This is a genomic window from Methyloversatilis discipulorum (assembly GCF_000385375.1).
GTDB classification, from domain to species: Bacteria; Pseudomonadota; Gammaproteobacteria; order Burkholderiales; family Rhodocyclaceae; genus Methyloversatilis; species Methyloversatilis discipulorum_A.
On sequence record NZ_ARVV01000001.1, the window covers coordinates 2134744 to 2160865 of the forward strand.

The 26122-nt window shown below is 65.5% G+C and carries 31 protein-coding genes; 22 read left to right on the top strand and 9 right to left on the bottom strand.

Annotated elements, in window-relative coordinates; genetic code table 11:
* Positions 1-16: 16 nt before the first annotated feature.
* The 8 genes from METRZ18153_RS0110075 to METRZ18153_RS0110105 all read left to right on the top strand — a co-directional run bounded on the left by METRZ18153_RS0110075 (position 17) and on the right by METRZ18153_RS0110105 (position 6898).
* Entirely contained in the window at positions 17-475 is a 459-nt protein-coding gene (locus tag METRZ18153_RS0110075; protein ID WP_020164625.1) for a type IV pilin protein, read from the top strand.
* A 108-nt stretch (positions 476-583) separates the two neighbouring features.
* A complete protein-coding gene (locus METRZ18153_RS0110080; RefSeq protein WP_020164626.1) occupies positions 584-1204 on the top strand; it encodes a GspH/FimT family pseudopilin in 621 nt (206 codons plus the stop codon).
* Positions 1204-1650, top strand: a complete 447-nt coding sequence (pilV, locus tag METRZ18153_RS0110085) for a type IV pilus modification protein PilV (RefSeq protein ID WP_020164627.1) — start codon at positions 1204-1206, stop codon at positions 1648-1650. The genes METRZ18153_RS0110080 and pilV overlap by 1 nt, the downstream gene beginning before the upstream one ends.
* On the top strand, positions 1647-2639 hold the full coding sequence (locus METRZ18153_RS0110090) for a prepilin-type N-terminal cleavage/methylation domain-containing protein (RefSeq protein WP_020164628.1): 993 nt from the start codon (positions 1647-1649) through the stop codon (positions 2637-2639). The genes pilV and METRZ18153_RS0110090 overlap by 4 nt, the downstream gene beginning before the upstream one ends.
* Positions 2636-3175, top strand: coding sequence for a pilus assembly PilX family protein (locus tag METRZ18153_RS0110095; protein WP_020164629.1), 540 nt, complete (start codon positions 2636-2638; stop codon positions 3173-3175). The genes METRZ18153_RS0110090 and METRZ18153_RS0110095 overlap by 4 nt, the downstream gene beginning before the upstream one ends.
* A gap of 2 nt (positions 3176-3177) precedes the next feature.
* The gene (locus tag METRZ18153_RS21105; protein ID WP_232416020.1) at positions 3178-4935 is read left to right on the top strand and encodes a pilus assembly protein; all 1758 of its coding nucleotides are present in this window, start codon (positions 3178-3180) and stop codon (positions 4933-4935) included.
* 122 nt (positions 4936-5057) lie between these two features.
* A complete protein-coding gene (locus METRZ18153_RS21110; RefSeq protein ID WP_232416108.1) occupies positions 5058-6563 on the top strand; it encodes a pilus assembly protein in 1506 nt (501 codons plus the stop codon).
* 14 nt (positions 6564-6577) lie between these two features.
* The gene (locus METRZ18153_RS0110105) at positions 6578-6898 is read left to right on the top strand and encodes a hypothetical protein (protein ID WP_020164630.1); all 321 of its coding nucleotides are present in this window, start codon (positions 6578-6580) and stop codon (positions 6896-6898) included.
* A gap of 207 nt (positions 6899-7105) precedes the next feature.
* Here the strand turns inward: METRZ18153_RS0110105 and METRZ18153_RS0110110 are convergent, their stop codons facing one another.
* Positions 7106-7477, bottom strand: coding sequence for a YidH family protein (locus METRZ18153_RS0110110; protein ID WP_020164631.1), 372 nt, complete (start codon positions 7475-7477; stop codon positions 7106-7108).
* Positions 7478-7479: 2 nt separating this feature from the next.
* Positions 7480-8238 carry a 2OG-Fe dioxygenase family protein gene (locus METRZ18153_RS0110115; RefSeq protein WP_020164632.1) on the bottom strand — a complete coding sequence of 253 codons (759 nt, stop codon included), beginning with the start codon at positions 8236-8238 and terminating at the stop codon, positions 7480-7482.
* A gap of 109 nt (positions 8239-8347) precedes the next feature.
* Between METRZ18153_RS0110115 and hyi the strand changes: the two genes are divergently transcribed.
* Positions 8348-9118, top strand: a complete 771-nt coding sequence (gene hyi / locus METRZ18153_RS0110120; protein ID WP_020164633.1) for a hydroxypyruvate isomerase — start codon at positions 8348-8350, stop codon at positions 9116-9118.
* A 3-nt stretch (positions 9119-9121) separates the two neighbouring features.
* Here hyi and METRZ18153_RS0110125 read toward each other — a convergent pair whose 3' ends face one another.
* From METRZ18153_RS0110125 to METRZ18153_RS0110145, 5 genes are read right to left on the bottom strand one after another with little or no spacing between them, the layout of a single operon-like run.
* Positions 9122-9907, bottom strand: a complete 786-nt coding sequence (locus METRZ18153_RS0110125) for a molybdate ABC transporter substrate-binding protein (protein WP_232416021.1) — start codon at positions 9905-9907, stop codon at positions 9122-9124.
* A 2-nt stretch (positions 9908-9909) separates the two neighbouring features.
* Positions 9910-10740 (bottom strand): ABC transporter substrate-binding protein, encoded by an 831-nt coding sequence (locus METRZ18153_RS0110130; RefSeq protein ID WP_020164635.1) that lies wholly within the window; start codon positions 10738-10740, stop codon positions 9910-9912.
* On the bottom strand, positions 10731-11438 hold the full coding sequence (locus METRZ18153_RS0110135) for an energy-coupling factor ABC transporter ATP-binding protein (protein ID WP_020164636.1): 708 nt from the start codon (positions 11436-11438) through the stop codon (positions 10731-10733). The genes METRZ18153_RS0110130 and METRZ18153_RS0110135 overlap by 10 nt, the downstream gene beginning before the upstream one ends.
* Entirely contained in the window at positions 11431-12135 is a 705-nt protein-coding gene (locus METRZ18153_RS0110140) for an ABC transporter permease (protein ID WP_020164637.1), read from the bottom strand. Before METRZ18153_RS0110140 ends, METRZ18153_RS0110135 begins: the two co-directional genes overlap by 8 nt.
* Positions 12132-12668 carry a hypothetical protein gene (locus METRZ18153_RS0110145; RefSeq protein ID WP_043364154.1) on the bottom strand — a complete coding sequence of 179 codons (537 nt, stop codon included), beginning with the start codon at positions 12666-12668 and terminating at the stop codon, positions 12132-12134. The genes METRZ18153_RS0110140 and METRZ18153_RS0110145 overlap by 4 nt, the downstream gene beginning before the upstream one ends.
* 193 nt (positions 12669-12861) lie before the next feature.
* On the opposite strand from METRZ18153_RS0110145, the gene METRZ18153_RS0110150 reads away from it, so the two are divergent.
* From METRZ18153_RS0110150 to METRZ18153_RS0110160, 3 genes are all read left to right on the top strand, one after another.
* The gene (locus tag METRZ18153_RS0110150; RefSeq protein WP_020164639.1) at positions 12862-13929 is read left to right on the top strand and encodes a substrate-binding domain-containing protein; all 1068 of its coding nucleotides are present in this window, start codon (positions 12862-12864) and stop codon (positions 13927-13929) included.
* 59 nt (positions 13930-13988) lie between these two features.
* Positions 13989-15161 (top strand): DUF2863 family protein, encoded by a 1173-nt coding sequence (locus METRZ18153_RS0110155; RefSeq protein WP_020164640.1) that lies wholly within the window; start codon positions 13989-13991, stop codon positions 15159-15161.
* Between the two features lie 62 nt (positions 15162-15223).
* Positions 15224-16825, top strand: coding sequence for a peptide chain release factor 3 (locus METRZ18153_RS0110160; protein ID WP_020164641.1), 1602 nt, complete (start codon positions 15224-15226; stop codon positions 16823-16825).
* Positions 16826-17358: 533 nt separating this feature from the next.
* Here the strand turns inward: METRZ18153_RS0110160 and merR are convergent.
* Positions 17359-17814, bottom strand: coding sequence for an Hg(II)-responsive transcriptional regulator (gene merR / locus METRZ18153_RS0110170; protein ID WP_008063290.1), 456 nt, complete (start codon positions 17812-17814; stop codon positions 17359-17361).
* Between the two features lie 72 nt (positions 17815-17886).
* Here merR and merT point away from each other — a divergent pair, with 72 nt between their 5' ends.
* From merT to METRZ18153_RS20110, 7 genes are read left to right on the top strand one after another with little or no spacing between them, the layout of a single operon-like run.
* Positions 17887-18237 carry a mercuric ion transporter MerT gene (merT, locus tag METRZ18153_RS0110175; protein WP_008063289.1) on the top strand — a complete coding sequence of 117 codons (351 nt, stop codon included), beginning with the start codon at positions 17887-17889 and terminating at the stop codon, positions 18235-18237.
* A gap of 13 nt (positions 18238-18250) precedes the next feature.
* Positions 18251-18526 carry a mercury resistance system periplasmic binding protein MerP gene (merP, locus tag METRZ18153_RS0110180; protein ID WP_008063288.1) on the top strand — a complete coding sequence of 92 codons (276 nt, stop codon included), beginning with the start codon at positions 18251-18253 and terminating at the stop codon, positions 18524-18526.
* Between the two features lie 18 nt (positions 18527-18544).
* Complete coding sequence (gene merF / locus METRZ18153_RS0110185) at positions 18545-18781, top strand: mercury resistance system transport protein MerF (protein ID WP_008063286.1); 237 nt, start codon at positions 18545-18547, stop codon at positions 18779-18781.
* A gap of 1 nt (position 18782) precedes the next feature.
* A complete protein-coding gene (gene merA / locus METRZ18153_RS0110190) occupies positions 18783-20474 on the top strand; it encodes a mercury(II) reductase (RefSeq protein ID WP_008063285.1) in 1692 nt (563 codons plus the stop codon).
* Positions 20475-20491: 17 nt separating this feature from the next.
* On the top strand, positions 20492-20848 hold the full coding sequence (merD, locus tag METRZ18153_RS0110195) for a mercury resistance co-regulator MerD (RefSeq protein WP_008063284.1): 357 nt from the start codon (positions 20492-20494) through the stop codon (positions 20846-20848).
* Positions 20845-21081: a broad-spectrum mercury transporter MerE gene (gene merE / locus METRZ18153_RS0110200; protein ID WP_008063283.1), complete on the top strand. Its 237-nt coding sequence runs from the start codon at positions 20845-20847 to the stop codon at positions 21079-21081. Before merD ends, merE begins: the two co-directional genes overlap by 4 nt.
* Entirely contained in the window at positions 21078-21407 is a 330-nt protein-coding gene (locus METRZ18153_RS20110) for an EAL domain-containing protein (RefSeq protein ID WP_008063282.1), read from the top strand. The genes merE and METRZ18153_RS20110 overlap by 4 nt, the downstream gene beginning before the upstream one ends.
* Positions 21408-21425: 18 nt before the next feature.
* On the opposite strand, the gene cadR is transcribed toward METRZ18153_RS20110, so the two are convergent.
* A complete protein-coding gene (gene cadR / locus METRZ18153_RS0110210; RefSeq protein WP_008063281.1) occupies positions 21426-21866 on the bottom strand; it encodes a Cd(II)/Pb(II)-responsive transcriptional regulator in 441 nt (146 codons plus the stop codon).
* Positions 21867-22045: 179 nt separating this feature from the next.
* On the opposite strand from cadR, the gene METRZ18153_RS0110215 reads away from it, so the two are divergent.
* The 3 genes from METRZ18153_RS0110215 (at position 22046) to METRZ18153_RS0110225 (ending at position 26122) form a co-directional block, all read left to right on the top strand.
* Entirely contained in the window at positions 22046-24355 is a 2310-nt protein-coding gene (locus tag METRZ18153_RS0110215) for a heavy metal translocating P-type ATPase (RefSeq protein WP_020164644.1), read from the top strand.
* Entirely contained in the window at positions 24352-25431 is a 1080-nt protein-coding gene (gene lspA, locus METRZ18153_RS0110220) for a signal peptidase II (RefSeq protein ID WP_008063278.1), read from the top strand. The genes METRZ18153_RS0110215 and lspA overlap by 4 nt, the downstream gene beginning before the upstream one ends.
* A 130-nt stretch (positions 25432-25561) precedes the next feature.
* Positions 25562-26122, top strand: a complete 561-nt coding sequence (locus METRZ18153_RS0110225) for a recombinase family protein (RefSeq protein WP_008063271.1) — start codon at positions 25562-25564, stop codon at positions 26120-26122.

Here is a 26122-nt window from a genome sequence, read left to right on the forward strand (position 1 = left end):
CACGGAATACACAGAGATGAACACTGCCAACAACACTCGCCTGCAGCGCGGCTTCACGCTGGTCGAACTGATGATCGTGGTCGCCATCATCGGCATCCTCGCCGCGATCGCCTATCCGAACTACACCCAGTACGTGATCGACAGCCGGCGCGCGACGGCCGCCGCCTGTCTGTCGGAACAGGCGCAGGCGCTCGAACGCTTTTTCACCACCAATCTGACCTATGTCGGCGGCGGCACCAACCTGAACACGCGCCAGTGCGTCACCGATCTGGCTGGCTTCTACACCTTCGCATCCAACATCGACGACGACACGCCGCGCGCATTCGGTATCACGGCGACGCCGCTCAACGCCCAGCTGAACAACGACAGCAAGTGCGGTTGCGTGCTGACGCTGAACCAGACCGGTACCAAGGGTGCGTCCGGTTCGGCCGCGCGCTGTTCGACCGCGGCGGGTGTGTCCGCCTGCTGGAAGTGAGTGGCAGACACCGAAATTGACACGGAACGGCGTGCCGCCGGCCAGGGGACGCTCAAGCTGCAAGGTGGGCAGGCCGTATACGACTGATCGTCGCTCACCTCGTCTCACATGTCCGGCCCCCATCCACAGTCGGGTTTCACGCTGCTGGAACTGATGATCACGATCGCCATCCTGGCCGTGATCGCTGCGTTCGCGGTGCCGTCCTTCCAGTCCCTGATCATGCTCAACCGGCTGGCCAGCGAGGCGAACGAACTGGTGGCTGCACTCGGTCAGACGCGCACCGAAGCGATACGCGTGAACCGTCGCGTCATCCTCTGCCGCGCCGCGACGGACGGCGCCACGGTGGCCGCCGCCACCGGCTGCGTCGCCGGCGCCGGCCGCTGGGCCGGCTGGATGGTGTTCGTCGACGCCGACGGCAGCGGAACCTACAACCCGAACGCAGCGAGCAACCCGGACGAGGTGCTCATCCGTACGCACGCCTTTCACGGCAACCTCCTTCAGACCGTAGCGGGCAATGCGCTGGCCGGCGCCGGCAACCGCATCGTGTTCCGGCCCGACGGTCTCGCGCGCGCACCCGGCCAGACCCTGCTGCAGACGGCCACGCTGCGGCTGTGCCATGCATCGGCCACGATGCAGCAGAACGCGCGCGACGTCAGGCTGGGCGGTGGCAGCCGCGTCAGCGTCGCACGCACGACCTCTGCCGCCTGCGCGGCGCCGGAGGACGCGTGATGCGCGCCTCTGCAGCGCAGTCCGGCATCTCGCTGATCGAGGTGCTGGTCGCCATATTCGTGCTGGCCATCGGCATGCTGGGCATGGCTGCGCTGCAGATGGCCTCTCTGCGTTCCAATCAAAGTTCCTACGAGCGCAGTGCGGCCGTCATGGCTGCTTACACGATGATCGACCGCCTGCGCGCCGACGTCACCGCGGCGCGTGCCGGTAGCTACAACCTCGCCCTCGACGACGACTGCGCCTCGCCGGGCGGCGCCACTTTTCCGGAGATCCAGCTTGCCGCCTGGCTGGCCGATCTGCAGACCAGCATGGGACCGTCCGCCTGTGGCGGCGTGGCTTGCAGCGCGGGGGCTGCCGCAAGCTGCGTCATCAGCGTGCGCTGGGACGACAGCCGGGTGCAGGGCGGCCTGAGCAACCAGACTTTCAGCATCGAGGCGCGACTGTGAGTACGCGCGGGCAGGGCGGCAGCACGCTGATCGAACTGATGATCGCGCTCACGCTCGGGCTGTTCATCATCGGTGCCGCCATCGCGCTGATGCTGAGCAACCGGCAGACCTACGACACGACCGAAGGTCTGTCGCGCATCCAGGAATCGACACGCACTGCGTTCGAACTGCTCGCCCGCGACATCCGCGAAGCCGGGCTCAATTCCTGCGGCGGCGCGCTGCAGTTCGTCAATGTGCTGACCAATTCGTCGTCGCTTTGGTGGACGCAATGGAATGGCGGCGTGCGCGGCTACGGCGGCAGCGACGCCTTCGCCGGTGCGCCCTTCGGCTCGGGCGCCGGTCAGCGCGTCGCCGGTACCGCAGCACTGCACATCATGCGCAGCGGCAGTCAGCCGCAGGCGGTGGCCAACCACGATACCGGCAGCCAGTTGCTGACGCTGAGTCCGCGCAACAGCGCGCTGTCGGCCGGCGATCTGGCCATCGTCTGCAATTTCAGCCAGGCCAGCCTGTTCCAGGTGTCGGCAGCCGATGACAGCACGGTGTCGCACGGCATCGGCGGCACACCCGGCAACTGCTCGCGCGGCCTCGGCTTCGCCAATCCGCCTGACTGCAGCGAAACCGGTCAGACCTACCGCTTCGAGGCGAATGCCGTGGTGATGCGGCTGGAGTCCCTGGCCTGGTACGTCGGCAACACCGGCCGCACATCGACGACGTCGCGTTCGCTCTATCGCGTGGCCCCGCAGAACGAGGCCGGCACGCTGTCGCTGGTGACCGAAGAGGTGCTCGACGGCGTGATCGACCTGCAGCTCGACTACCTGATCGAAGGCGGCAGCGCCTATGTCGCCGCATCGGCGGTCACCGACTGGAACGCAGTCACTGGTGTCCGCATGCGTCTGACGATAGAGGAACCGGATCGCCCCGCAGCAGTGACCGACCGCGTGCGCCGGACGATGACGCATGTCGTCACGCTCAGGAACCGGATGTCATGACGGCGCATCGGGTGCATGCGCAACGTGGTGTCACCCTTGTGGTGGCACTGATGCTGTTGATCGCCATCACGCTGCTCGGTCTGGCGAGCATGCGCGGGACCAGCATGCAGGAGCGCATGAGCGCCAATCTGTACGACCGCGCGATCGCCTTCCAGGCAGCCGAATCGGCGTTGCGCGAAGCGGAGGCGCTGCTCGCCACCGGCACCGCCGGACCGTTCGACGGCACGGTCAGCGGCCTCTATCCGAAGCCGGCGCCGGGTGCCGAGGATTTCGCCAATCGCTGGGAAGCGACTGCCACCGTGTGGGCCAGCGCCTCGGTGTGGTGGGAAGGGGCCGACGCCGACACGCGCGCCAAGGCGGCAGGGGCGCCGCAATACATCATCGAGGATCTCGGCATCTGGCCGTCCACGCCCGACTGCGATACGGTCACCACCATCGCCGCCGATTGCCTGAAACCGCGCTACCGCATCACGGCGCGCAGCGCACCGGTGTCCGGCCGACCTTCGGTGTTGCTGCAGACCACTTACCGGCCATGACCATGCATCCGCTCCCCGCCTTCTGTCGCTTCCTCGCTGCGCTGCTGCTGGCCTGCCTTGCAGGGCAGCCGCTGCGCGCGGCGGTCGATATCGCTGACGCCCCCATCATGGTGGGCAGCGCGGTCGCGCCCAACCTGATGTTCCTGCTCGACGATTCCGGCTCGATGCAGTGGGAGGTCATGCCGGACGAAAACCTCTATTCCGCCTACTACCTGTTTCCAGTCCCGTTCGGGCTGTATGGCGGCAGCACCTATACCTCGCAGGTGCCGACCTTCCAGGACAACAACATCCACAACTTCTTCAGTCGGTCGCCGGACAACAACGCGGTGTTCTACAACCCGCAGACAACCTACAAGCCCTGGATACGCCACACCGGCGTCAGCTTTGGCGACGTGTCGCCGACGGCGGCACCTTACAACCCGTCCGACACCTCTCGCGGCACGCTCAACCTCACTGCGTCGCAGACGCAATCGGCGTACTGGTTCACCAACACGTCGAACACCAACCAGAATTCCGCGAGCTACGCCTGCGGTCCGCCGTGCAATCAGACCTTCCAGCCGATCACCTTCTTCATCTATCGGGGCAGCGGCTCGCGGGTCAGTGCGGCGAATTACACGAAGTACCAGATCCGCGGCACGCGGGCCTACAAGCGCGACCCGGTCACCGCGGCAGAGGTCGAGATCACCAGCTTCAGCTGGCCCAATGGTGTCACCCGCACGGTTGCGCAGGAAACGCAGAACTTCGCCAACTGGTTCAGCTACTACCGCAGTCGCATCCTCGCGGCGCGCGCTGGCGCGTCGATCGCCTTTGGCCAGCTCGGTACCAATTACCGGGTTGGTTTCCGCACCATCAACGGCGACGGGCAGCTGCTGATACCGACCAGTGGAACCTTCAGCGGCAGCAATCGCGAAACCTGGTTCCAGCGCCTGCTCGAAACCGACATCGGCACCAGCGGCACGCCGCTGCGCACCGCGCTGAACTGGGCCGGCAACTACTTCGAGACCAAGACGGGAACCGACGACCCGTGGAAGGACGCGGCCTACACCAATCCGCTGGCCTGCCGGCAGTCCTTCACCATCCTGACCACCGACGGCTACTGGGGTGACACTTTTTCGCTGCCGGTGGGCAGCCAGAACGCTGACGGCAATGAAGCGCGGCCTTACCGTGACACGCACAGCAACACGCTGGCGGACGTGGCGATGCACTACTACAAGCGCGATCTGCGTACCGGCATCGCCAACAACGTTCCGACCAGCAGCCGTGACCCGGCGAACTGGCAGCACATGGTCACTTTCGGCCTGTCGCTGGGCACCAGTGGCACGCTGGACCCGGCCACCGATCTGCCGGCACTGAGCGCCGGTACCAAGACCTGGCCGAATCCGACGCTCAGTTCGCCGGCCAAGCTGGACGACCTCTGGCACGCCAGCCTGAATGGCCGCGGCGGCTTCGTGAATGCGTCCAATCCGACACAGTTCATCGACGGCCTGTCGGCCATGCTGACCGACATCGGCGAGCGGGTGGCCTCCAGCGGCACCGTATCCGCGACCAGTACATCGGTCACCTCGAACACTCTGCTGTTCCAGGCCCGCTTCGTCGGCGGCAACTGGACCGGCGATCTGTGGGCCACCCGCATCCTGACCGACGGTTCGCTGGCGACCACGCCGAGCTGGAGGCGTCCGAACACCTGCCGACACCGGCCAACCGTTCCATCTACACCTGGTCGGGCACGGCCGGCATCCCCTTCCAGTGGGCGAACCTGACCGCCGCACAGCGAACCACGCTCGGGTCGTCGGCCGTGCTCGACTATCTGCGCGGCGTGTCCAGCGGCGAGGCGCGCAATGGCGGCAGCTACCGCAACCGCTCCTCGGTGCTGGGCGACATCGTGAATTCGGCGCCGCTCTATGTCGGCGCAGTCACCGATCTGCGGCTCGACCGCTTCAGCTGGACTGGCGCCAGCACCTATCAGGACCACCGCGCAGCGGTCGCCTCGCGCCGCGAAATGGTCTATGTCGCGGCCAACGACGGCATGCTGCACGCCTTCGACGCGCGTACCGGTGACGAGCGTTTCGCCTTCGTGCCCAGCGGCGCGCTGGCAACGATGAAAACGCTGTCCAGCGCCGATTACGCGCACAAGTACATCAACGACGGCTCGGCCGTCGTGACAGAGGTGTATTTCGGCGGCGCCTGGCGCACCGTGCTGGTCGGCACCCAGGGCCGCGGCGGCAAGAGCGTGTACGCGCTCGACATCACCAATCCGGACAGCTTCGCCGCGAACAAGGTGCTGTGGGAATTCACGCACACCAGCCTCGGCCAGACCACCGGCACCCCGGTCATCACCCGGCTCAACGACGGCAACTGGGCGGTCATCGTCGGCAATGGCTACAACAGCGCCAACGAGCGCGCCGAGCTTTTCGTGCTCAACATTTCCAATGGCGCGCTGCTCGCCCGCATCGACACGCTGCGCGGCTCCGGCACCGCGCCGAACGGTCTGGCGGCAGTGGAGGGCGTCGATGTCGATCGCGACGGCGATACGGATTATTTCTATGGCGGCGACCTGCTCGGCAATCTGTGGAAGTTCGACCTGAACAATGCCGCACCGGCGCAATGGCGTGTGGCCTACGGCACCGCAACGGCTCCCGATCCACTCTTCACGGCGCGCAGCGCGAGCAACGTGGTGCAGCCGATCACCGGCGGCGTGAGCGTCGGTTTCAATCCGGCCGACCGCAAGCTGTGGGTGTTCTTCGGCACCGGCCGCTATCTGTCGACCGGCGACCTGTCCACCACGGCAACGCAGACCTGGTATGGGCTGAACGACACCGGCACGACCATCGCCAGCCGCAGCAATCTTGCCCAGCGAGTCATTCTGGAGGAGGGCGCGACAGGGCAGGGCGACCGCTACCGCGTCATTTCCAAGCCCGGTGACACGACCGGCGGCAGCACGATGACCAACAAGCGCGGCTGGTACATCGACCTGACATCGCCGACCGCCGGCGCCGAGGGCGAACGCATGGTTTTCGCACCTGTGCTGGGCACCAGCACGCTGTTCGCCAGCACCCTCATCCCGAGCAACGACCCTTGCGAGCCGGGCGGCCGCGGCTGGGTGCTGGGCGTCAATCCATTCACCGGCGGTCGTCAGGATTTCGATGTGTTCGATTTCAACCGCGACGGCGGGATCGATGCCGGCGACCAGGTCAATCTGGCCAATGCCGACGGCAGCAACCGCAAGGTGGTCGGCAGCGGCTACAGCACCGACAGCCTGCCGGGCAGTCCGCTGCAACTTGGCAAGCAGCAGATCGTCGGCGGCTCGGATGGCAATGCGCAGTCACGCCGGGTGTCGGACGGTCTGCGTTCCGGGCGCGTATCGTGGAAAGAGATACTGAGGGACTGACGATGAAATCCTTGATGGCCGGACTGATATGCCTGGTGACCGGCGGCGCGTACGCCGCCGAACCCTTGTCGCCGATCGCCAATCCATCGCTGTACGAATCGCGCGGCACGGTCGGCAACGTGGACAGCGCCTCCGGCACGCTGATGATAGGCGGCAAGCGCTACAAGGCGAATGCCAACACCGTCATCTTCATTGATGACGGGCGCGGCAACGTGCGCAAGGCGCTGAAGCTGGCCGACATTCCGCCCAACGTGCCGGTCAGCTTTTCGGCCGGCGAAGACGGACAGGTGACGCAGATCTATATAGGCAGCGGAATCCAGCCGTTCCGGCCGTAGTCACGATGCCGCAGCTACCGGACGGGAACGGCGGATGGACGGCAGTTGTGGATGCTTAAGACGAACCGGACGCACTCATTCGCCCAATATCTGTATTTCTGAAAATTACTGTTTTCAGAACTTACATCAAGGTATGAGTTTTCGGACTCAATACATTGAACCTGAAGGATTCGCCACCCTCTCTTCTGACCTGAAAAAAGCGAAAACTCAGGACGAAGTGAACAGGTGTGCGATCAAAGCAACGCCGATCGCCGCGACCGCAAGTGAGGTCCACGACGCCAGACCGCTCATGTAGCCGTCGGGAATTTCCACCGGTTTCAAGGTCGCCAGCACGCGCCGGTACTGCACGACCGCCAGCGTCACTGAAATCGAGCCCAGTGCGATCAGCGCGACGCCTATCCAGAACGACAGGCCGTGCGGCGCGCCGGCAAGCGTCTTCTGATTGCCCAGCATCGCGACGAACAGCGCAAAGCGCTCGATCGCGAATCCGAACGCCATCAGCGCCAGCGCGGTGCGCGACCATGCGAGCAAGGTGCGCTCGGCGGCGAAAAAGACGCGCGGATCGTTCAGGTCTGACACACTCAGCCTTGCGCCGGCGGACGCCGGCGGTAGGTCACGACCAGCACATCGCGCCAGGCCGGCTTCGACGGATCGAGCGGATGGATGGGCGTCACGCCGTGCAGTGCACGCTGGTCATTCACCAGCGCCGCGTCGCAGGGCGCCGTCAGCGTGAAGCTGTCGAGGCGCTTGCCTTCAGGCGAGAAGATTTCCGTGGTGCCGCTCTCGACGTTCTCCCGCCGCACCATCATGACCAGCACGAAATCGACGCCATCACGATGCACGCCTTCCGGTGTCGGCTTGCCCTCGCCCTCGGCGCGCGCCTCGATGCGGAACTGATGCACCTCGATGTGCGCGTCGTGACCGGGGTGCAGGCGCTGGAACACCGCCAGCCCGAACTGCGCCACCGTCTGCATGGTCGAGCCACCCAGCACCTGCGGCCGTATCGGCTCGAAGTGACGCTCAACGCCGCCATTCAGCGTGTTGTAGTCCAGGCTCTGGTAATGCGGCTGATGCGGTTCGAACTGGATGCGCAATCCGTCGGCCGGCGCACTGAGTACGGCGTAACGGCGGCGACGGTAGCGGCCACCGTCCGCCATATAGGTATCGGTTTCCAGATCGCCCCAGCTGGCGGTAAACACGTCCCAGTCGGCGCGCCAGCCGATGCGCAGGCTGGACAGTGCGTCGCGTACCTGTGCCGACGGCAGGAAACAGAAATCGTGGGCCGCGACGTTCTCGGCGAGCGCGCGGGCAAAAGTGCCGGTATTCAGGGAGGGGGACATCTGTGACAGAACGACGAAAACCGCGAAAGCAGGGACGATACTCCCCTGCTCCCGGCAACGCACGCACCGACCCGATTTAGAATCGGTGCCCCGCCGGAGATCCCGTCACATGCCCCGCTTCTGCGCCAACCTGTCACTGCTGTTCACCGAACACCCCTTTGTCGAGCGCTGGGCCGCCGCCGCGCACGCCGGCTTTCGCGGCGTCGAATGCCATTTCCCGTACGGCGAACCGGCCGCCGTGCTGGCCGAGGAAGTGCGTCGTCACGGGCTGGAGCAGGTGCTGTTCAATCTGCCGCCCGGTGACTGGGCCGCGGGTGAACGCGGCATCGCCTGCCTGCCCGACCGCATTGCCGAATTCGAGGACGGCGTCGGTCGCGCCATCGACTACGCCCGTGCACTCGGCTGCCGGCGCATCAACTGCCTGGCCGGCATTGCGCCGGCCGGCGCCGAGCGCGCCGAACTGCTTTCGGTGATGGAACGGAATCTGCGCTTCGCGGCGCGTGCCCTGGCGCGGGAAAACATCGAACTGCTGGTCGAGCCGATCAACGACCGCGACATGCCGGGCTTTCTGCTGAACCGCTCGGCCGACACGCTGGCGTTGATCGAACGCGTCGGCGAGCCCAATGTGAAGCTCCAGTACGACGTCTATCACATGCAGATCATGGAGGGCGACCTCGCCCGCAGCTTGCAGCGCGAGCTGCCGCGCATCGGCCACGTGCAGATCGCCGACAACCCGGGGCGTCACGAACCGGGCAGCGGCGAGATCAACTACCTCTTCCTGTTCGACTGGCTGGACCGCATCGGCTACACCGGCTGGGTCAGCGCGGAATACATCCCGGCCGGCGACACCGCTGCCGGACTGGGCTGGATGCCGCGCTGAACTTCAGGGCAGCGCGAAGCCGTCGGCCGCGAGGACCTTGCGTGCCGGTTCCGACAGCAGAAATTGAGCGAAGCGCTCGCCTTCGCTGCCGGGCGCCGACAGCACGACCAGACCGTAGTCGGCGCCGACCGCGAGATCGGACGGCAGCTCGACCTCCTGCAGCGCCGGCACCTCGCGGCGAGCCAGTCGCGAGTTGGTGCAGTAGGTGACGAACAGATCCGCCTGCCCGCTTTCGACCACCCACGCATAGACGTTGCGACCTTCCGGCGGCTTCGCCGAATTGGCCGCGCCGGTAAGCTGCCGCCCACGTGCTGCCAGCGCGCGACCGATGCCCGGTCGCAGCGCATCGGCGCGCTGGAACATCTGGACTGCATAGTCACCGGCCGGATCGGCCTTGGGCGTCGACACGCCCAGCTTCAGATCGCGGCGGACCATCGCGTCGAGCGCGTTCGCCGGCGTCACCGTCAGGCCCGGCCGCACCAGCAGGCACAGTTCGTTGCGCGCGAAGCGCTCGACCTTGGCTGCCTTGCCGGCATCGACGAAAGTCTGCGGATGCGTCATGTTGGCCGAAGCGAACACGTCGGCAGTGGCCCCGGCGGCGATCTTCTCGCGCAGCACGCCGCTCGGCCCGAATTCGAAGCGGGGCGCCGCCCCGCCCTGCTCCGCATAGATCTTGCCGAGCTGAGTGAACACCGCCTTCAGGCTGCCGGCGGCATGCACCGATGCCCCGTCGGCCTGCGCCGCACCGGCCAGCAGCGCGGTGCAGGTCGCCACGATGAGCGTACGCATGTTCACTTGGCCGCGTTCGGGAAGAACAGTTGCTGACCGTCGATCTTGTAGTCGGCGATCGCCTTCTGACCGTCGGCCGACACCACCCAGTCGATGAACGCCTGACCGTCGGCCTTCTTCACGTGCGGGTGCTTGTCCGGATTGACCAGGATGACGCCGTACTGGTTGAACAGGCGCTTGTCACCTTCGACCGAAATGGTCAGGTCGGCGCGGTTCTTGAACGACAGCCAGGTACCGCGGTCGGCCAGGATGTAGGCGTTCATCGACGCCGCAGTGTTCAGCGCCGGACCCATGCCGGAGCCGGTGTCGCGGTACCAGGCGCCCTTGCTCGCGTCGAGATCGACGCCAGCCGCTTTCCACAGACGCAGTTCGGCGGCGTGCGTGCCGCTCTTGTCGCCACGCGACACGAAGGGCGCCTGTGCGGCCTGGATGGCCTTCAGCGCTTCGGTGATGTCTTTGCCGCCTGCCACCTTGGCCGGGTCCGACTTCGGGCCGACCAGGATGAAGTCGTTGTACATGACCTCCTGGCGCTTCACGCCGTAGCCCTCGGCGATGAATTTCTCCTCCGCCACTTTGTCATGCACGAACACCACGTCGGCGTCGCCGCGGCGCGCCATGTCCAGCGCCTGGCCGGTGCCGAGCGCGACGACGCGCACCTCGATGCCTGTCTTCGCCTGGAAGATGGGCAGCAGGTGCTTGAACAGACCCGACTGCTCGGTCGAGGTGGTGGACGACACCGTGATGAAACGGTCGGCGGCGTGCACAAAGGGCGCGGCCAGCGTAATCGCGGCCGCCGCGGCGGTGGCGATGAAGGAACGGCGGATCAGGTCCATGAAAGCTCTCCTCTGAGGTATTGCCCGGCCTCGGCCGAGCGCGGTGCGGCGAAGAAGTCGGCCACCGGCGTGTGTTCGGTGATGCGGCCGGTGTCGACGAATACGATGTCGTCGGCCAGGCGACGGGCCTGGCCGAGGTGGTGGGTGACCATGACGATGGAACAGCCGTCGTCGGCGATGACGCGGATGATGCGTTCCACTTCGGCCGCGGCGCCCGGGTCGAGGCTGGCGGTCGGCTCGTCGAGGAAGAGCACGCGCGGTCGCAGCGCCCACGCGCGGGCGAGCGCCACGCGCTGCTGCTCGCCGCCGGACAGCACGCGCGCCGGGCGGTCGGCCAGTGCGGCGAGGCCGACGCGTTCCAGCACGTCGAGCGCGCGCGTGCGGCGTTCCGCCGCCGGCACGCCGGCCAGGTAGAGCGCGTAAGTCACGTTGTCGAGCACGCTGCGACGGAGCATGACCGGGCGCTGGAACACCATGGCCTGCACCGGCGTGCCGCTGCCGCCGTTCCACAGGATGCGGCCGGCGGTCGGTTCGATCAGGCCGTGCATCAGGCGCATCAGCACGCTCTTTCCCGCGCCGTTCGGGCCGAGTATCAGCGTGCGCCGCCCTGCTTCGATGCGCAGCGACACGTCGCGGATGAGCGCGCGGTCGCCCGCCTCGTAGCGCAGCGCGTCCAGCGTGAGCAGTACGTCAGCCATGGCGTCGCACCGCCCATTCGCGTACCGCGTGCGCCAGCGCATTCAGTATCAGCACGATGGAAATGAGGATGAAACCCAGCGCAAGCGCCAGCGGCAGGTCGCCCTTGCTGGTTTCGAGCGCGATGCTGGTGGTCATGACGCGGGTGACGCCGTCGATATTGCCGCCGACGATCATCACCGCCCCCACCTCCGCCACCGCACGGCCGAGGCCGGCCAGCACCGCGGTGGACAGCGAGAAGCGCGTATCGACCAGCAGCGTCAGCGCGGCGCGCGGGGTCGAGGCGCCGAGCGAGCGCAGCTGTTCTTCGTAGTCGCGCCAGGCGTCGGCGACGATCTGCCGCGACAGCGCGGCGATGATGGGCGTGATCAGGACGACCTGAGCGATCACCATCGCCGTCGGCGTGAACAGCAGGCCGAGGGAGCCGAGCGGGCCGGCGCGCGACAGCAGCAGATAGACCAGCAGACCGATCACCACCGGCGGCAGGCCCATCAGGCCGTTCAGGATGACGGTCAGCGGCTTGCGCCCCGGGAAGCGGCCGACCGCCACCGCAGCACCTATCGGCAGTCCCAGACAGGCGGCGAGGAAGACGGCGGTCAGGCTGACCTGCAGGCTCAGCGCGACGATGTGCAGCAGATTGGGGTCGGCGGCGACGATCAGGCGACCTGCGGTGGCGAAGCTTTCGCTCATCGTGCTCATCGCGTCGGCTCCGCGATGATCAGCAGGTCGAGCGCCGGCCCGGCCACGGCGCTGACTTCGAGCGTGTAGCGCAGGCCGGCTTCAAGCCGGTAGATCAGTTCCTTCTGTACCCCTTCGCCGCGCAGGCAGCGCAGCGGGCGCATGTAGACAGGCAGCGGCAGTCCGTCCGGCGACAGCACCTCGATCCAGGCGCGCTCGCTGCTCATGACGCGATAGATGCCGGCCGACGGTACGGTGAAATCGAGGATGCCGGCGTGGCCAGCGGGGCGCCGACCCGGTGCCCGCAGCGCGACCTCGCTCTCCGGCCGCAGGCGCGCAGCCACGCGCCGGGCGGGCGTGATTACCGGCGCCGAAGCGACGTTGTGGCCCGCGTCGACCGACAGGCCGGCTGCGGTCCAGGCCAATTTCAGGTCAGCGACCACGCGCGGCGCGTCGGCACAGGCCTCGTCCTGCGCCACCGCGGCAAGCGACGACAGCGAACACAGGGCTGCGACGACCACACCAGCACGCGGGCGCAGTCCGGAAGTGGACATCCAGTTCGTCACGCGACGGCCTCGTCCGGTACGGATGTCTGCGCGGCTCCGGACGGGCGCGCTGCGACGCAACGAAAGGGCGTCGCAGAAGGGAATGGCATCAATCGGCATCGGAAAACACATAAGATGCGGGAAGCTATCGCACTGAAGCCGCGCGTCCTATATGTCTGAATTTGCAAAAAGCAATCCAAGCTTGCGGGTCGAGTGGGATTTCGGCCCCGACGCACCGGTGGGCATTGGTCGCCTGCTGGCGCTGCTGACGGCCATCGAAGTCAGCGGTTCGATCGCCGGTGCGGCGCGCGCGACCGGCCTGTCGTATCGCAACGCCTGGGGGCTCATCAATGCCTGGCAGGCCTACTTTGGCCAACCCCTGATCACCACCGCGCGGGCGCATGGTTCGACGCTCGAAGCCTTCGCCCGCCAGTTGCTGGAGGTCGATCGCGGTGCCCGTCAGTCGCTGGCGCGTGCGCTCGACGGCGCCAGCCAGCCGATGCGCGCGCTGTCGCTGCAGCCGGCTGAACACGGCGGCGCGGCACTGCGTTTCGCCGCCAGTCACGAACCGCTGCTGAACGACCTCATCCGTCAGTTGCGCAGCGAACGGACCGATGCCGCCACAGTGACGCTGGCCACGCACGGCAGCCTCGAATCGCTGCTCGCGCTGGCCGCCCGCCGCTGCGAGATCGCCGGCTTCCATTGCCCGGTCGGCGAACTGGGACGCGACATCTGGGCGCTCTACCGCGCACAGCACGGTCTGCCGCGGCTGCGCCTGATCGGTTTCGCCCGCCGTCGGCAAGGCCTCATCCTGGCGCGCGGCAATCCGAAGAAGGTGAGCGGCCTGGCCGACCTGTCACGCACCGACCTGCGCTTCGTGCATCGCCAGCCGGGCGCCGGCACGCGACTCGCCTTCGATCTGCTGGCGCGCCGCGCCGGGCTGGACACGCGCGCGCTGAACGAGGGCGATGAAGAACACACGCACGCCGCGGTGGCGGCGCTGATCGCCAGCGACGAAGCCGATGCCGGACTCGGGCTGGAAGCCTTCGCCCATCGCCTCGGACTGGACTTCATCCCGCTGTTCGAAGAGATGTACTTCCTGGCGATGCGCGACGCGCCCGCCTCGCGCGACACGGTGCAGTCACTGTCGGTCCTGCTGCAGCAGCCGGACTGGCGCGCGCGCGCCGATGGGCTGAGCGGCTACTCGCTGGTCGAAGCCGGGGTCGAGTACGACCTCGCGGCTGCCGAGCGCCTGCTGTTCGGCGGCTGATATCCGCGGCGCCTGCGCCGGCCCTTGGTAGAATCGCGCCTCAGTCACCGGACCTTTACATGAAACGCACCCGATTCGCCCGCCGCGGCGGCCTCACCCAGGACGCCGCCCTGCTCACCCGGCTGGCCACCGGCCTGGCGCTGTCCGCCAGCCGCATCGAAGACCGCTACTGGGAAGTGCGGCTGACCGAACAGGTGAGCCGGCTGCTGGCCGACCGCAACGAAGACGCGCTGAACGCCGCGCTCGACCACCTGTGGCGCGAGGACGCGCCGGCCTATGACGAACTGGCCGATTTCATCGAAGCGGGCAGCGAATGCGGTCTGCCGGGCGACGCCAACAAGGACTGGGACGCCGTCGTGTTCGCAGCCCCCCTGCTCGCCTGGTCGCGCTTCTCGATCCCGGCCGGGCCGATTGCCGCGCCGCTGCTGGCCAGCCTCAAGGTTCAGCTGTGCGCGCACGCTTTCGGCACCCACACCAAGGTTGCGCTGGCCGACTATCTGTTCAGCCCGGACCAGCTGCCGCGCGGCTATGTCGAAACGCGCGACCTGGCCGACGACCTCGGCGAAGCCGTGCTCGCCGGGAATGATCTGAAGCTGGAGGCGGAAGCGATGGCGCAGACCACCACCTTCCTGTCGGACACCCGCTACCTGATCGGCATCGCCATCGTGCCGCGCGGTCAGGCGCTGTTCCGCTGGCAGGAGGACGACGGCCAGCGCGAACACGTGGTGAAACAGTGGCAGGCCCAGGGTGGCGCCGTCATCGGCACGCTGATGCAGGGCTGTGCCTTCGAACTGCTGCCGCCCAACGCCTACCACTCGGCCTGCCGTGAAGCCGATCGCGCGTCGCGCGCGTACTCGCTGCGCGCCTCGGTCGCCTTCCTCGAACAGACGCTGGCGGTGCCGGCGAGCGGCCTGCGCGCCATCATCGCGCCCTTCTACGACAAGCAGCTCGAGGAGTACCGCGTCGCCTTCACCACCTCCGACTCCAGCGACGTGGTGCACGGCGTCGTGTGGGCGCTGCTCGGTGCCGAGGACGAGGAAACCGACACCGTTGGCGAGATCGAAGGCGTGCTGCGCGAATGCGGTCTGACCGACACGCTGGTGCTCGACCACCGGATGCCCATGGAGTACTGCGACGACTGCGGCGCGCCGATGTATCCGGACCCCGACGGCCAGCCGGTACACGCCGAACTGCCCGAATCGTCGGACCAGCCGCCCGCTCACCTGCACTGACACGTCATCCTGTTTTCGCGGCCGCGCCTCGCGCGGCCGTTTTCATTTGCTGAAGAACGCTCATGTCGCTTGAAAAAGAAGTCGCCCGCCGGCGCACCTTTGCCATCATTTCCCACCCGGACGCGGGCAAGACCACGCTGACCGAAAAGCTGCTGCTGTTCGCAGGCGCGATCCAGATCGCCGGCAGCGTGAAGGCGCGCAAGGCCGCCCGTCACGCCACCTCCGACTGGATGGAAATCGAGAAGCAGCGCGGCATTTCGGTCGCCAGCTCGGTGATGCAGATGGAGTACCGCGACTGCGTCGTGAACCTGCTCGACACGCCGGGCCACAAGGACTTCTCGGAAGACACCTACCGCGTGCTGACCGCGGTCGATGCCGCGCTGATGGTGATCGACGCCGCCAACGGTGTCGAAGCGCAGACATTGCGCCTGCTCGAGGTCTGCCGCGCGCGCAACACGCCCATCATCACCTTCATCAACAAGATGGACCGCGAGGTGCGCGCGCCGCTCGACCTGATCGACGAACTCGAGCGCACGCTGGGCATGGACGTCGCGCCCTTCACCTGGCCGCTGGGCATGGGCAAGGATTTCGCCGGCGTGTATGAAATGCGCGAAGACCGCATGCGCGTGTTCCGCGCTGGCGAGGACCGCATTTCCGGCGACGAGGAAGTGCTGCTCGGTCTCGACAACCCCGAGATCGTCGGTCGCTACCCGATGCAGTTCGACACCGCGCACGCCGAGATCGACCTCGTGCGCGAAGCCGCACCGCCCTTCGACGAAGCCGAATTCCTGGCCGGCCGGCAGACACCGGTGTTCTTCGGTTCGGCGATCAACAACTTCGGCGTCAAGGAAGTGCTGGACGCCTTGGTCGACCTCGCGCCACCGCCGGGCGGCCGTCCGGCCATCCAGCGCCGGGTCGAGCCGACCGAAGAGAAGTTCACCGGCGTCGTGTTCAAGATCCAGGCGAATATGGACCCGTCGCACCGCGACCGCGTCGCCTTCCTGCGCGTCTGCTCCGGCCACTTCGAGCGCGGCATGCGCATGAAGGTGAGCCGCAACGGCAAGGACATCCGGCCGAACAACGTGGTCACCTTCCTGTCGCAGCGGCGCGAACTGCTGGAAGAGGCCTACGCCGGCGACATCATCGGCATCCCGAACCACGGCACGCTGCAGCTCGGCGACACGCTGACCGAGGGCGAAACGCTGCAATTCACCGGCCTGCCCTTCTTCGCACCGGAATTGTTCCAAGGCGTTGAAGTCAAGGATCCATTGAAAACCAAGCAGTTGCGTGCAGGTCTTGAGCAACTGGGTGAAGAAGGTGCCATCCAGGTTTTCCGCCCGCTGGCGGGCGGTACGCTGCTGCTGGGCGCGGTCGGTCAGCTGCAGTTCGAGGTGGTGATCCACCGCCTGAAGACCGAGTACGGCTGCGACGCCCGCCTCGAAGGCACGCGCTACACGATGGCACGCTGGGTCACCTGCGACGACGAGCGTGAACTGAAGCGCTTCATCGACGCCAACGCCCACCGCATCGCCTATGACGCGGTGAACGCACCGGCCTTCCTCGCCACCATGCGCGCCGAGCTCAAGGTGGCCGAAGAGAAGTGGGAAAAGATCAAGTTCCACGCCATGCGCGAACATGCGGGTCTGATGTTCGCCAGCCACTGAAGCGCGTTTTGCAGGCGCGGCCTTGGCCGCGACGGGGCTGATGCGGTCCGCAGGCTTGAATACCGGCCGCTGTCGGGGTCAGAGGACCCCTCCTACAAAATCCCGGCTCCGACCACGGATTGGGCACGATCCCTGTGGGAGCGGCCTTGGCCGCGACAGGGCCGATGCGGGCCGCCGGCTTCGATCCACGCTGCTGTCGGGGTCAGAAGACCCCTCCTTGTATTGTCTTTGTCTTCCGAGGGGCACCTCGGGACGAGCAGGTGGATGCCGCATCCCTCCTTGGGCTTATCGCCCGTTCTGTAGATTTTGCAGCACCTGCTCACCCTCACGTTCCGATCGAACAGTATCTTTGGCCCGGCTTGGCCGGCAGCCCGCATTCACAAGGTTGATCTCACGAGGTTTTGCATGGAGTTGTTTCATCTGGGTATCGACGTAGCCAAGGCCAAGCTCGACTGTGCGCTGCGCTCACCCGAGGGCAAGATTCGCCACAAGGTCATCACGGGGGCAGCTCACGAAACGGAACAAATCGTACGCTAAGGCATAGCTCGCCCAAGCCGGTCCCCTGCCGACGTGGCGAGGCTCGTTTCGCCTTGCAACGACGCAATCAGCGGACACGAAACATTTCCCTGGCGTGCATGGCAGGCGCACACGAGTTGGGACAGCACGACCTCCATGCGCGCCAGGTCGGCCAGCTTGGCGCGCACGTCCTGGAGCTTGTGCTCGGCCAGGCGGCTGGCTTCGTCGCAGTGGGTGCCATCCTCCAGCCGCAGCAGCTCGGCGATCTCATCCAGGCTGAAGCCCAAGCGCTGGGCCGATTTCACGAACTTCACCCGGGCTACATCCGCCTTGCCGTAGCGGCGGATGCTGCCATAGGGCCGCGCCGGTTCGGGCAGCAAGCCCTTGTGCTGATAGAACCGGATCGTCTCCACATTGACCCCGGCCGCCTTACCGAAGGCGCCGATGGTCAGGTTCTTCAGACCGTTCTCCATCCCGCTTGACTCCGTAGTTGACTACGGCAGTAACGTTACAACATCAAGCGAAGACCCAGAAGGAGAAGCTTTATGTCAGAACCCAAGACCGGTCGTGGCGCGCTGGCCACCGGAGGTGTCGCGGCCATCCTCGCCTCGACCTGCTGCCTCGGCCCCCTCGTGTTGGTCGCGCTTGGCTTTTCCGGCGCCTGGATCGGCAACCTGACGGTGCTGGAGCCATACCGCCCGATCTTCATCGGCACGGCGCTGGTGGCGCTGTTCTTTGCTTACCGGCGCATCTTCCACCCGGTGCAAGCCTGCAAGCCGGGGGAGGTCTGCGCAGTTCCACAGGTGCGCGGCAGCTACAAGCTCATTTTCTGGATCGTGGCCGCGCTGGTTCTGGTCGCGCTCGCCTTTCCCTTCGTCGTGCCATTTTTCTACTGATCAGGAGTTCGCCATGAAAAAGCTGTTTGCCTCCCTCGTCCTCGTCGCCGTTGCTGCCCCGGTGTGGGCCGCCACGCAGACTGTCACGCTGTCGGTGCCCGGCATGACTTGCGCCGCCTGCCCGATCACGGTCAAGAAGGCGCTCTCCAAGGTCGAAGGCGTGAGCAAGACTGCGGTGAGCTTCGAGAAGCTCGAGGCCGTCGTCACCTTCGACGATGCCAAGACCAGCGTGCAGGCCCTGACCAAGGCCACCGCCGATGCCGGCTATCCGTCCGAGCTCAAGAGGTGATCCCTGGATAACCGGACCTTGCTCAAGACCGGCATCACCGGTTCGGTGATCGCCGCCATATGCTGCGCGACCCCCGTGCTCGTGATTGCGCTCGGCGTCCTGGGTCTGTCCGCCTGGGTCGGGTGGCTCGATTACGTGCTGATCCCGGCCCTCGTCGTTTTTGTCGGCATCACGATCTACGCGCTGCGTCGCCGGCGGGCGGAAGCCGCTTGCTGCGCTGTTGGAGTCGGAGAAAACCAGAAGAAGGGGATATGAAATGAATAGCCGTGTTCTGCATGTTACCGGGATGACTTGCGATTCCTGCGCAAACCACGTCGAGAAGGCGCTTCTCACCGTGCCCGGTGTTCATAAGGCGGAGGTGTCCTACCCTGACGCCTTGGCCCGTGTGAGCGGGGAGCCGGCGCTTGATCCGACGATGCTCGTCTCGGCAGTCGCAGCAGCTGGCTACCGGGCCGCGCTCGCCGATGCGCCGCCCGCCGCGATGGGAAGCGGGTTGCTCGGCAAGATGCGCGAGTGGCTGGGCAGTGGCGACAAGGCGGGCGGCGATGGGGGTGGTTTGCATATCGCTGTCATCGGCAGCGGCGGTGCCGCGATGGCGGCGGCGCTGAAGGCCGTCGAGCAAGGCGCGCGGGTCACGTTGATCGAGCGCGGCACCCTCGGCGGCACCTGTGTCAATGTGGGCTGCGTGCCGTCCAAGATCATGATCCGCGCCGCGCACATTGCCCACCTGCGGCGAGAAAGCCCGTTTGACGGCGGGATCGCCGCGGCACCGCCGGCGATCCTGCGCGAGCGGCTGCTGGCCCAGCAGCAGGCGCGGGTCGATGAGCTGCGCCACGCCAAATACGAAAACATCCTGGACGGCAACACCGCCATTACCATGCTGCGCGGCGAAGCGCGCTTCAGGGACGGCCACCACCTCACGGTGCGCCTGACCGACGGTGGCGAGCGCGAGGTGGCCTTTGACCGCTGCCTGATCGCCACCGGCGCCAGTGCGGCCGTGCCGCCGATCCCCGGACTGAAGGACACGCCCTACTGGACGTCCACCGAGGCGCTGGAAAGCGACACGATCCCGCAGCGGCTCGCCGTCATCGGCTCGTCGGTGGTAGCCGTCGAACTGGCGCAAGCCTTCGCCCGGCTCGGGAGCCGGGTGACGATCCTGGCGCGCAGCACGCTGTTCTTTCGCGAGGACCCGGCGATCGGCGAGGCCGTCACCGCCGCCTTCCGTGCCGAGGGCATCGAGGTGCAGGAGCATACCCAGGCGAGCCACGTCGCTTATGCCGCCGGGGAATTCGTGCTGACCACTGGGCACGGCATCGTTGCCGCCGACAAGCTGCTGGTCGCCACCGGCCGCACACCGAACACACGCGGCCTGAACCTCGAAGCGGCGGGCGTCACGATCAACGCGCAGGGCGCCATCGTCATCGACAAGGGCATGCGCACGAGTAACCCGCACATTTACGCCGCCGGCGACTGCACCGACCAGCCGCAGTTCGTCTATGTGGCGGCCGCGGCGGGCACCCGTGCCGCGATCAACATGACCGGCGGTGACGCGGCGCTGGATCTGAGCGCGATGCCAGCCGTGGTGTTCACCGATCCGCAAGTGGCGACGGTGGGCTACAGCGAGGCGAAAGCGCACCACGACGGCATCGAGACTGACAGCCGTACGCTCACGCTCGACAACGTACCGCGCGCGCTCGCCAACTTCGACACGCGCGGCTTCATCAAGCTGGTCATCGAGGAAGGTAGCGGACGGCTCATCGGTGTACAGGCGGTGGCGCCCGAAGCGGGCGAACTGATCCAGACCGCAGTGCTCGCGATCCGCAATCGCATGACGGTGCAGGAACTGGCCGACCAGTTGTTCCCGTACCTGACGATGGTCGAAGGGTTGAAGCTCGCGGCGCAGACGTTCAACAAGGACGTGAAGCAGCTGTCCTGCTGCGCCGGGTGAGGAACAGGAGGTGGTCGATGAACGCCTACACGGTATCGCGTCTGGCCCATGAGGCCGGTGTGAGCGTACATGTCGTGCGCGATTACAAGGTGCGTGGGCTGCTGCGGCCGGTGGCGCGCACCGCCGGCGGCTACGGGGTGTTCGACGCGGCCGCCTTGCAGCGGCTGTGCTTCGTGCGAGCCGCCCTGGAGGCCGGCATCGGCCTCGACCTGCTGACGCGGCTGTGCCGGGCGCTGGACACCGCAGACGGCGATGAAGCGTCGGCGCATCTTGCCGACCTGTGCCACCTCGTCGAGCGCCGACGCCAAGCGCTGACGAACCTGGAAACGCAGTTGACCGAATTGGCGCACAGCACGTCGGAGATCTCGGCATGAACAGCCCGGAGCGCGTTTCCCCCGAGGCGCGCAAGCCGGTCGCCGGCTACCTGTGGGGCCTGCTCGCCGCGCTGACCTGTCCCTGCCACCTGCCGGTGCTCGCCATCGTTCTTGCCGGCACCACCGCCGGTGCGTTCCTCGGCAAGTATTGGGGCATTGCGGCGTTCGGCCTGACCGGCTTGTTCGTCCTGTCCCTGGCGCGGGCGATGCGGGCGTTCAAGGGAAGATCATGAGCGCTACCGAGCCGGATGGCTGGACGGCGGCGCAACTGGCCCAGGCGGCCGAGCATCGGCAGCTTGAGCTGCACTACCAGCCCATCGTCGATCTGCGCCGCGGCCGAATTGCCAGCGCGGAAGCGCTGCTGCGCTGGCGGCACCCGAGCCTTGGCCTGCTGCCGCCGGGCGCGTTCCTGCCACTGGCCGAATCGTCCGGGCTGATGCCCAAAATCGGCGCGTGGGTGCTGGGTGAAGCCTGCCGTCAGATGCAGCGCTGGCTGGCGTTGAATTGGCGGCCGTTTCGATTGGCCGTTAATGGGGTCGCCTCAGAAAACGGAAAATAAAGCACGCTAAGCCCTTACTTACCCAGATGTTTGACTTTTCGTGGCACTTTCACCATGGCAATTGCAATTGCCCAACCCTTGCAAAATGCCGCACGCCTCTACAGATCGAGAGCCAGAACACTTCTCGCGCAAATCAACCAAGTGCCGCTTTAACTGCAACAGCGCGGACACACGCATTTCCACCTGTTGAATATGGGCCTCCAGCAGCGTGTTGACCTCCCCACAGTCCTGCATCGGGTTGTCTCGCAGACCCAGCAATGCGCGAATCTCGCTCAACGTCATGTCGAGCGAACGGCAATGACGGATGAATTGCAAGCGCTCAATGTGCGCCTCACCGTACAGCCGGAAGTTGCCACCGCTTCGCGCTGGCTTCGGCAGTAGCCCTTCCTTCTCGTAGTAGCGGATGGTCACAACCTCGCATCCAGAGCGCTTGGCGAGGTCGCCAATTCTGATTTCCATGCATCAATCTCCTTTATTTCACTTGACTCTATAGTAACTATAGGGTTTGTAATGGAAGTTGTATAGATTTGAAGGAGTTATTTATGAGCGAATGCGCTTCCACGGCGTGTGGCTGCTCGGCTGGGCCGATCATCCAACCCACGACACAAGCCCCAGCGACAACCGGATCGGCTCAAGCGGTGTATCGCATCGAGAACATGGACTGCCCCACGGAAGAGGCGCTGATCCGAGGCAAGCTGGTCGGGCTGGCGGGGGTGGTTGGTCTTGAGTTCAACCTGATGCAGCGTACTTTGGCCGTTCGGCACGAACTGCCTTCGTTGTTTCCCGTTGAGCAGGCGCTAACCGCCATCGGCATGCAAGCCGTGCGCATGGATCAGGCATCGACCGGGCAAACGACCAAGCTGTCCATTACCAAAATGGATTGCCCGACCGAAGAGACGTTGATCCGCAACAAGCTCGGTACCATGGCCGGAGTTGCCGATCTCGATTTCAACCTGATGCAGCGCACGCTGTCGGTACGCCATGCGGACCAGGTTCTGCCGGACGTGCTCGCGGCACTGCAAGCGCTTGGATTCGAGGCGCAGGTGTTGGACACCGCAGAGGCCGCATCGCCATCCGCATCCCTTGTGACCACGCCGACCAACTGGTGGCCGCTGGGCATCTCCTTTGTAACTGCATCGGCGGCCGAGGCGGTCTACTGGCTCCACAACGGCAATCATTGGTCGGTCGTCGTTCTGGCGCTCGTCGCGGTCTTCACCGGCGGTCTGTCCACCTACAAGAAAGGTTGGATTGCGCTCAAGAACCGTAATCTCAACATGAACGCCCTGATGTCGATTGCCGTCACGGGTGCCATGTTGATCGGGCACTGGCCCGAGGCGGCAATGGTGATGGTGCTTTTCGCGCTGGCCGAGGTGATCGAAGCCAAGTCGCTGGATCGCGCCCGCAATGCCATCCGTGGCCTGCTCGACCTGACCCCGGAACAGGCCACGGTGCAGCAGGCTGACGGCACATGGCGCGAGGTGGGTGCAAAGCAAATTGCCATCGGTAGCCGCGTCCGGGTCAAGCCAGGTGAGCGCATCGCCCTGGATGGTGAGGTGCTGGAAGGCCGCTCTGCCGTCAACCAAGCCCCGATCACGGGTGAAAGCCTTCCGGTCGAGAAATCCCCCGGTGATCCGGTGTTTGCGGGCACGATCAACGAATCCGGTTCATTCGAGTACCGCGTCACCGCCGTGGCCAGCAACTCCACATTGGCCCGCATCATTCACGCGGTAGAGGCTGCCCAAGGAAGCCGTGCGCCGACTCAGCGCTTTGTCGATCAGTTCGCCCGCTGGTACACGCCCATTGTTTTCGGTGTTGCCATCGCCGTCGCGTTGTTGCCACCGCTGTTCATGGGTGCGGCATGGCTCGACTGGATTTACCGTGCATTGGTTCTGCTGGTGGTCGCCTGCCCGTGCGCACTGGTGATCTCTACGCCGGTCAGCATCGTCAGCGGCCTGGCCGCTGCCGCCCGCCACGGCATTCTCATCAAGGGCGGCGTCTATCTGGAAGAAGGCCGCAAGCTGCGCTGGCTGGCTCTGGACAAGACCGGCACGATCACGCACGGCAAGCCCGCACAGACCGATTTTGTCACTTGGGGCAATGCACTCGCCGCAAACAGCCGCAGCATCGCTGCCAGTCTGGCGGCTCGTTCCGACCACCCTGTATCCAAAGCGGTGGCACAAGCCGCGCAGACGGATGGGGTTGCCTTACTCGACGTAGCCGAGTTCAGCGCGCTGCCCGGTCGGGGCGTGCAAGGCCAAATCAACGGTGAGACCTACCATCTTGGCAACCAGCGGATGCTCGAAGCGCTGGGGCAATGCACACCAGAACTGGAACAGCGCATCGCGGCGCTGGAAACCATGGGTAAAACTGTCGTGATGTTGGTCAGCGCAAAAGGGGTTCATGCCTTATTTGCCGTAGCGGACACCATCAAGGAAAGCAGCAGGAGCGCCATTGCCGAGCTTCATGCACTGGGCATCAACACCATGATGCTGACCGGCGACAACCCCCACACGGCACAGGCCATTGCCGCACAAGCCGGGATCGACAGTGCGCAAGGCAATCTGCTCCCAGACGACAAACTGCGCGAAGTTGAGCTACTGGCCATAAAGGGCAAGGTCGGCATGGTCGGTGATGGCATCAACGATGCCCCGGCCTTGGCGCGTGCGGACATCGGCTTTGCCATGGGAGCGGCTGGCACCGATACCGCCATCGAGACCGCTGACGTGGCCCTGATGGACGACAACCTGGGCAAGATTCCGACCTTCGTGCGCCTGTCGCGTGCGACGGCGCAGGTGCTGATGCAAAACATTGTGCTGGCCCTTGGCATCAAGGCAGTATTTCTGGTGCTGACCTTCACGGGTCAAGCGACCATGTGGATGGCGGTGTTTGCTGATATGGGGGCCAGCTTGCTCGTCGTTGGCAATGGCTTGAGGCTGTTGCGCAAATGAGCTGGAAATTCTTTCTCTACGACTGGGGTGGTCTAAACATCGCGTTGTTCCAAGCCATCAACATGAGCACACCTGCAGCGCTGGAACCGCCGGTATCGTTCTTCAACCTTGTGATAGGCAACTACTGGACTGCACCACTGATGCTCTTGGCGATGTGGGGATGGTCAAAGTCGGCACCTGACCCAACGCGGGCCGATGCCATCCGGTACAGACTCAGAGTCTTTAGCGTGGCCTTTGCGTTGGCATTTCTCGTCGCCACCATCTTGAAGCTATGGATCGACTTTCCACGCCCGCCTGCCGTTTTTGGCGACATGGTGCGCGTTATCGGGGGCATCGAACGACACTACAGCCTGCCCAGCGGGCATGCCACCTATGCCGCGCTGGTGGTCGGCGCGCTCTGGCCTTTGATAGGCCGTCGTGGCCGCATCGGCTTGGTGTTGTACGCCGCATTGGTCGGTTGGTCACGCATCGCAGCCGGAATGCACTTTCCTGCCGATGTGCTGGCGGGGTGGGTACTTGGATTGAGCTGCACGGCGCTCGCCGGGTGGCTGATGCCGCTGGCCGCCCCTGTGTGGCAATCGGCTCGCCGCACATCGACTTGGGTCTGGTTCGCAGTGGCCGCCAGTTCTGTCATGACAGATCAGCTCGCAAAGTTCGCCATCACCCGCACGTTTGCCTACGGTGAACAGGTCGAAGTCAGCACCTTCTTCAACATTGTCCATGTCCTGAATCCCGGCGCGGCATTCAGCTTTCTGGCGAACGCTGGCGGCTGGCAACGTTACTTTCTCATGGCGCTGGGTCTGGTCGTTTCTGCTTGGCTGGGCCGCATGCTGTGCCAGCAGCGGCCACGCCTTGAAGCGGTGGGCTACAGCCTGATCCTTGGTGGTGCGCTCGGCAATGTCGTGGATCGTGTGCTGCGTGGATCGGTTGTCGATTTCCTCGACTTCCATTGGCAGCTTGTGCACTGGCCCGCCTTCAACCTCGCTGATGTGGCGATAACTATCGGAGCGCTCTGCCTGTTCTTGACGGTTGTACCGAAAAGCAGTAGAGGCACAGAGGCCGATGTGTCCGGTTAAGCTATACCCTAACATGGCGTCAGACCATCCGGCGCGAAAGCGTCAGAATAGAGTCGCCTTCAGAATTGATTGACACGCACCGTCAAGAGTCATAGATTTCTTCCTGACACATTCCCCTCAGGAGGACCCTTTGCACGGTCAGCGCATCGGCTACGTCCGCGTCAGCAGCTTCGACCAGAATCCGGAACGCCAGCTTGAGCATGTGCCGGTGGACAGGCTGTTCACCGACAAGGCATCGGGCAAGGACACCCAGCGCCCCGAGCTAGAACGGTTGCTCGCCTTCGTGCGCGAGGGCGACACGGTGGTGGTGCACAGCATGGACCGCCTGGCGCGCAACCTCGACGACCTGCGCCGTCTAGTGCAGAAGCTCACCCAGCGCGGCGTGCGCATCGAATTCGTCAAGGAAAGCCTGACCTTCACCGGCGAGGACTCGCCGATGGCGAACCTGATGCTGTCGGTGATGGGCGCGTTCGCCGAGTTCGAGCGCGCCCTTATCCGCGAGCGGCAGCGCGAAGGCATCGCGCTCGCCAAGCAGCGCGGGGCCTACCGGGGCCGCAAGAAGGCGCTGTCGCCGGAGCGGGTGGCCGAGCTGCGCCGGCGGGCCGCCGCCGGCGAGCAGAAAGCCAAGCTCGCCCGCGAATTCGGCATCAGCCGCGAAACCCTGTACCAATACCTGAGAACGGATGACTGA

Bases quoted from the DNA above. Each gene is read 5' to 3' on its own strand.
- merR (WP_008063290.1), bottom strand. From the start codon at position 17,814: ATGGAGAACGGTCTGAAGAACCTGACCATCGGCGCCTTCGGTAAGGCG.
- METRZ18153_RS0110105 (WP_020164630.1), top strand. From the start codon at position 6,578: ATGGCCGGACTGATATGCCTGGTGACCGGCGGCGCGTACGCCGCCGAA.
- METRZ18153_RS0110115 (WP_020164632.1), bottom strand. From the start codon at position 8,238: ATGTCCCCCTCCCTGAATACCGGCACTTTTGCCCGCGCGCTCGCCGAG.
- METRZ18153_RS20110 (WP_008063282.1), top strand. From the start codon at position 21,078: ATGAGCGCTACCGAGCCGGATGGCTGGACGGCGGCGCAACTGGCCCAG.
- METRZ18153_RS21105 (WP_232416020.1), top strand. From the start codon at position 3,178: ATGCATCCGCTCCCCGCCTTCTGTCGCTTCCTCGCTGCGCTGCTGCTG.
- cadR (WP_008063281.1), bottom strand. From the start codon at position 21,866: ATGGAAATCAGAATTGGCGACCTCGCCAAGCGCTCTGGATGCGAGGTT.
- merP (WP_008063288.1), top strand. From the start codon at position 18,251: ATGAAAAAGCTGTTTGCCTCCCTCGTCCTCGTCGCCGTTGCTGCCCCG.
- merA (WP_008063285.1), top strand. From the start codon at position 18,783: ATGAATAGCCGTGTTCTGCATGTTACCGGGATGACTTGCGATTCCTGC.
- METRZ18153_RS0110140 (WP_020164637.1), bottom strand. From the start codon at position 12,135: ATGAGCACGATGAGCGAAAGCTTCGCCACCGCAGGTCGCCTGATCGTC.
- METRZ18153_RS0110075 (WP_020164625.1), top strand. From the start codon at position 17: ATGAACACTGCCAACAACACTCGCCTGCAGCGCGGCTTCACGCTGGTC.
- METRZ18153_RS0110130 (WP_020164635.1), bottom strand. From the start codon at position 10,740: ATGGACCTGATCCGCCGTTCCTTCATCGCCACCGCCGCGGCGGCCGCG.
- METRZ18153_RS0110155 (WP_020164640.1), top strand. From the start codon at position 13,989: ATGAAACGCACCCGATTCGCCCGCCGCGGCGGCCTCACCCAGGACGCC.
- merT (WP_008063289.1), top strand. From the start codon at position 17,887: ATGTCAGAACCCAAGACCGGTCGTGGCGCGCTGGCCACCGGAGGTGTC.
- pilV (WP_020164627.1), top strand. From the start codon at position 1,204: ATGCGCGCCTCTGCAGCGCAGTCCGGCATCTCGCTGATCGAGGTGCTG.
- merD (WP_008063284.1), top strand. From the start codon at position 20,492: ATGAACGCCTACACGGTATCGCGTCTGGCCCATGAGGCCGGTGTGAGC.
- hyi (WP_020164633.1), top strand. From the start codon at position 8,348: ATGCCCCGCTTCTGCGCCAACCTGTCACTGCTGTTCACCGAACACCCC.
- METRZ18153_RS0110080 (WP_020164626.1), top strand. From the start codon at position 584: ATGTCCGGCCCCCATCCACAGTCGGGTTTCACGCTGCTGGAACTGATG.
- METRZ18153_RS0110145 (WP_043364154.1), bottom strand. From the start codon at position 12,668: ATGTCCACTTCCGGACTGCGCCCGCGTGCTGGTGTGGTCGTCGCAGCC.
- METRZ18153_RS0110125 (WP_232416021.1), bottom strand. From the start codon at position 9,907: ATGCGTACGCTCATCGTGGCGACCTGCACCGCGCTGCTGGCCGGTGCG.
- METRZ18153_RS0110135 (WP_020164636.1), bottom strand. From the start codon at position 11,438: ATGGCTGACGTACTGCTCACGCTGGACGCGCTGCGCTACGAGGCGGGC.
- lspA (WP_008063278.1), top strand. From the start codon at position 24,352: ATGAGCTGGAAATTCTTTCTCTACGACTGGGGTGGTCTAAACATCGCG.
- merE (WP_008063283.1), top strand. From the start codon at position 20,845: ATGAACAGCCCGGAGCGCGTTTCCCCCGAGGCGCGCAAGCCGGTCGCC.
- METRZ18153_RS0110160 (WP_020164641.1), top strand. From the start codon at position 15,224: ATGTCGCTTGAAAAAGAAGTCGCCCGCCGGCGCACCTTTGCCATCATT.
- METRZ18153_RS0110095 (WP_020164629.1), top strand. From the start codon at position 2,636: ATGACGGCGCATCGGGTGCATGCGCAACGTGGTGTCACCCTTGTGGTG.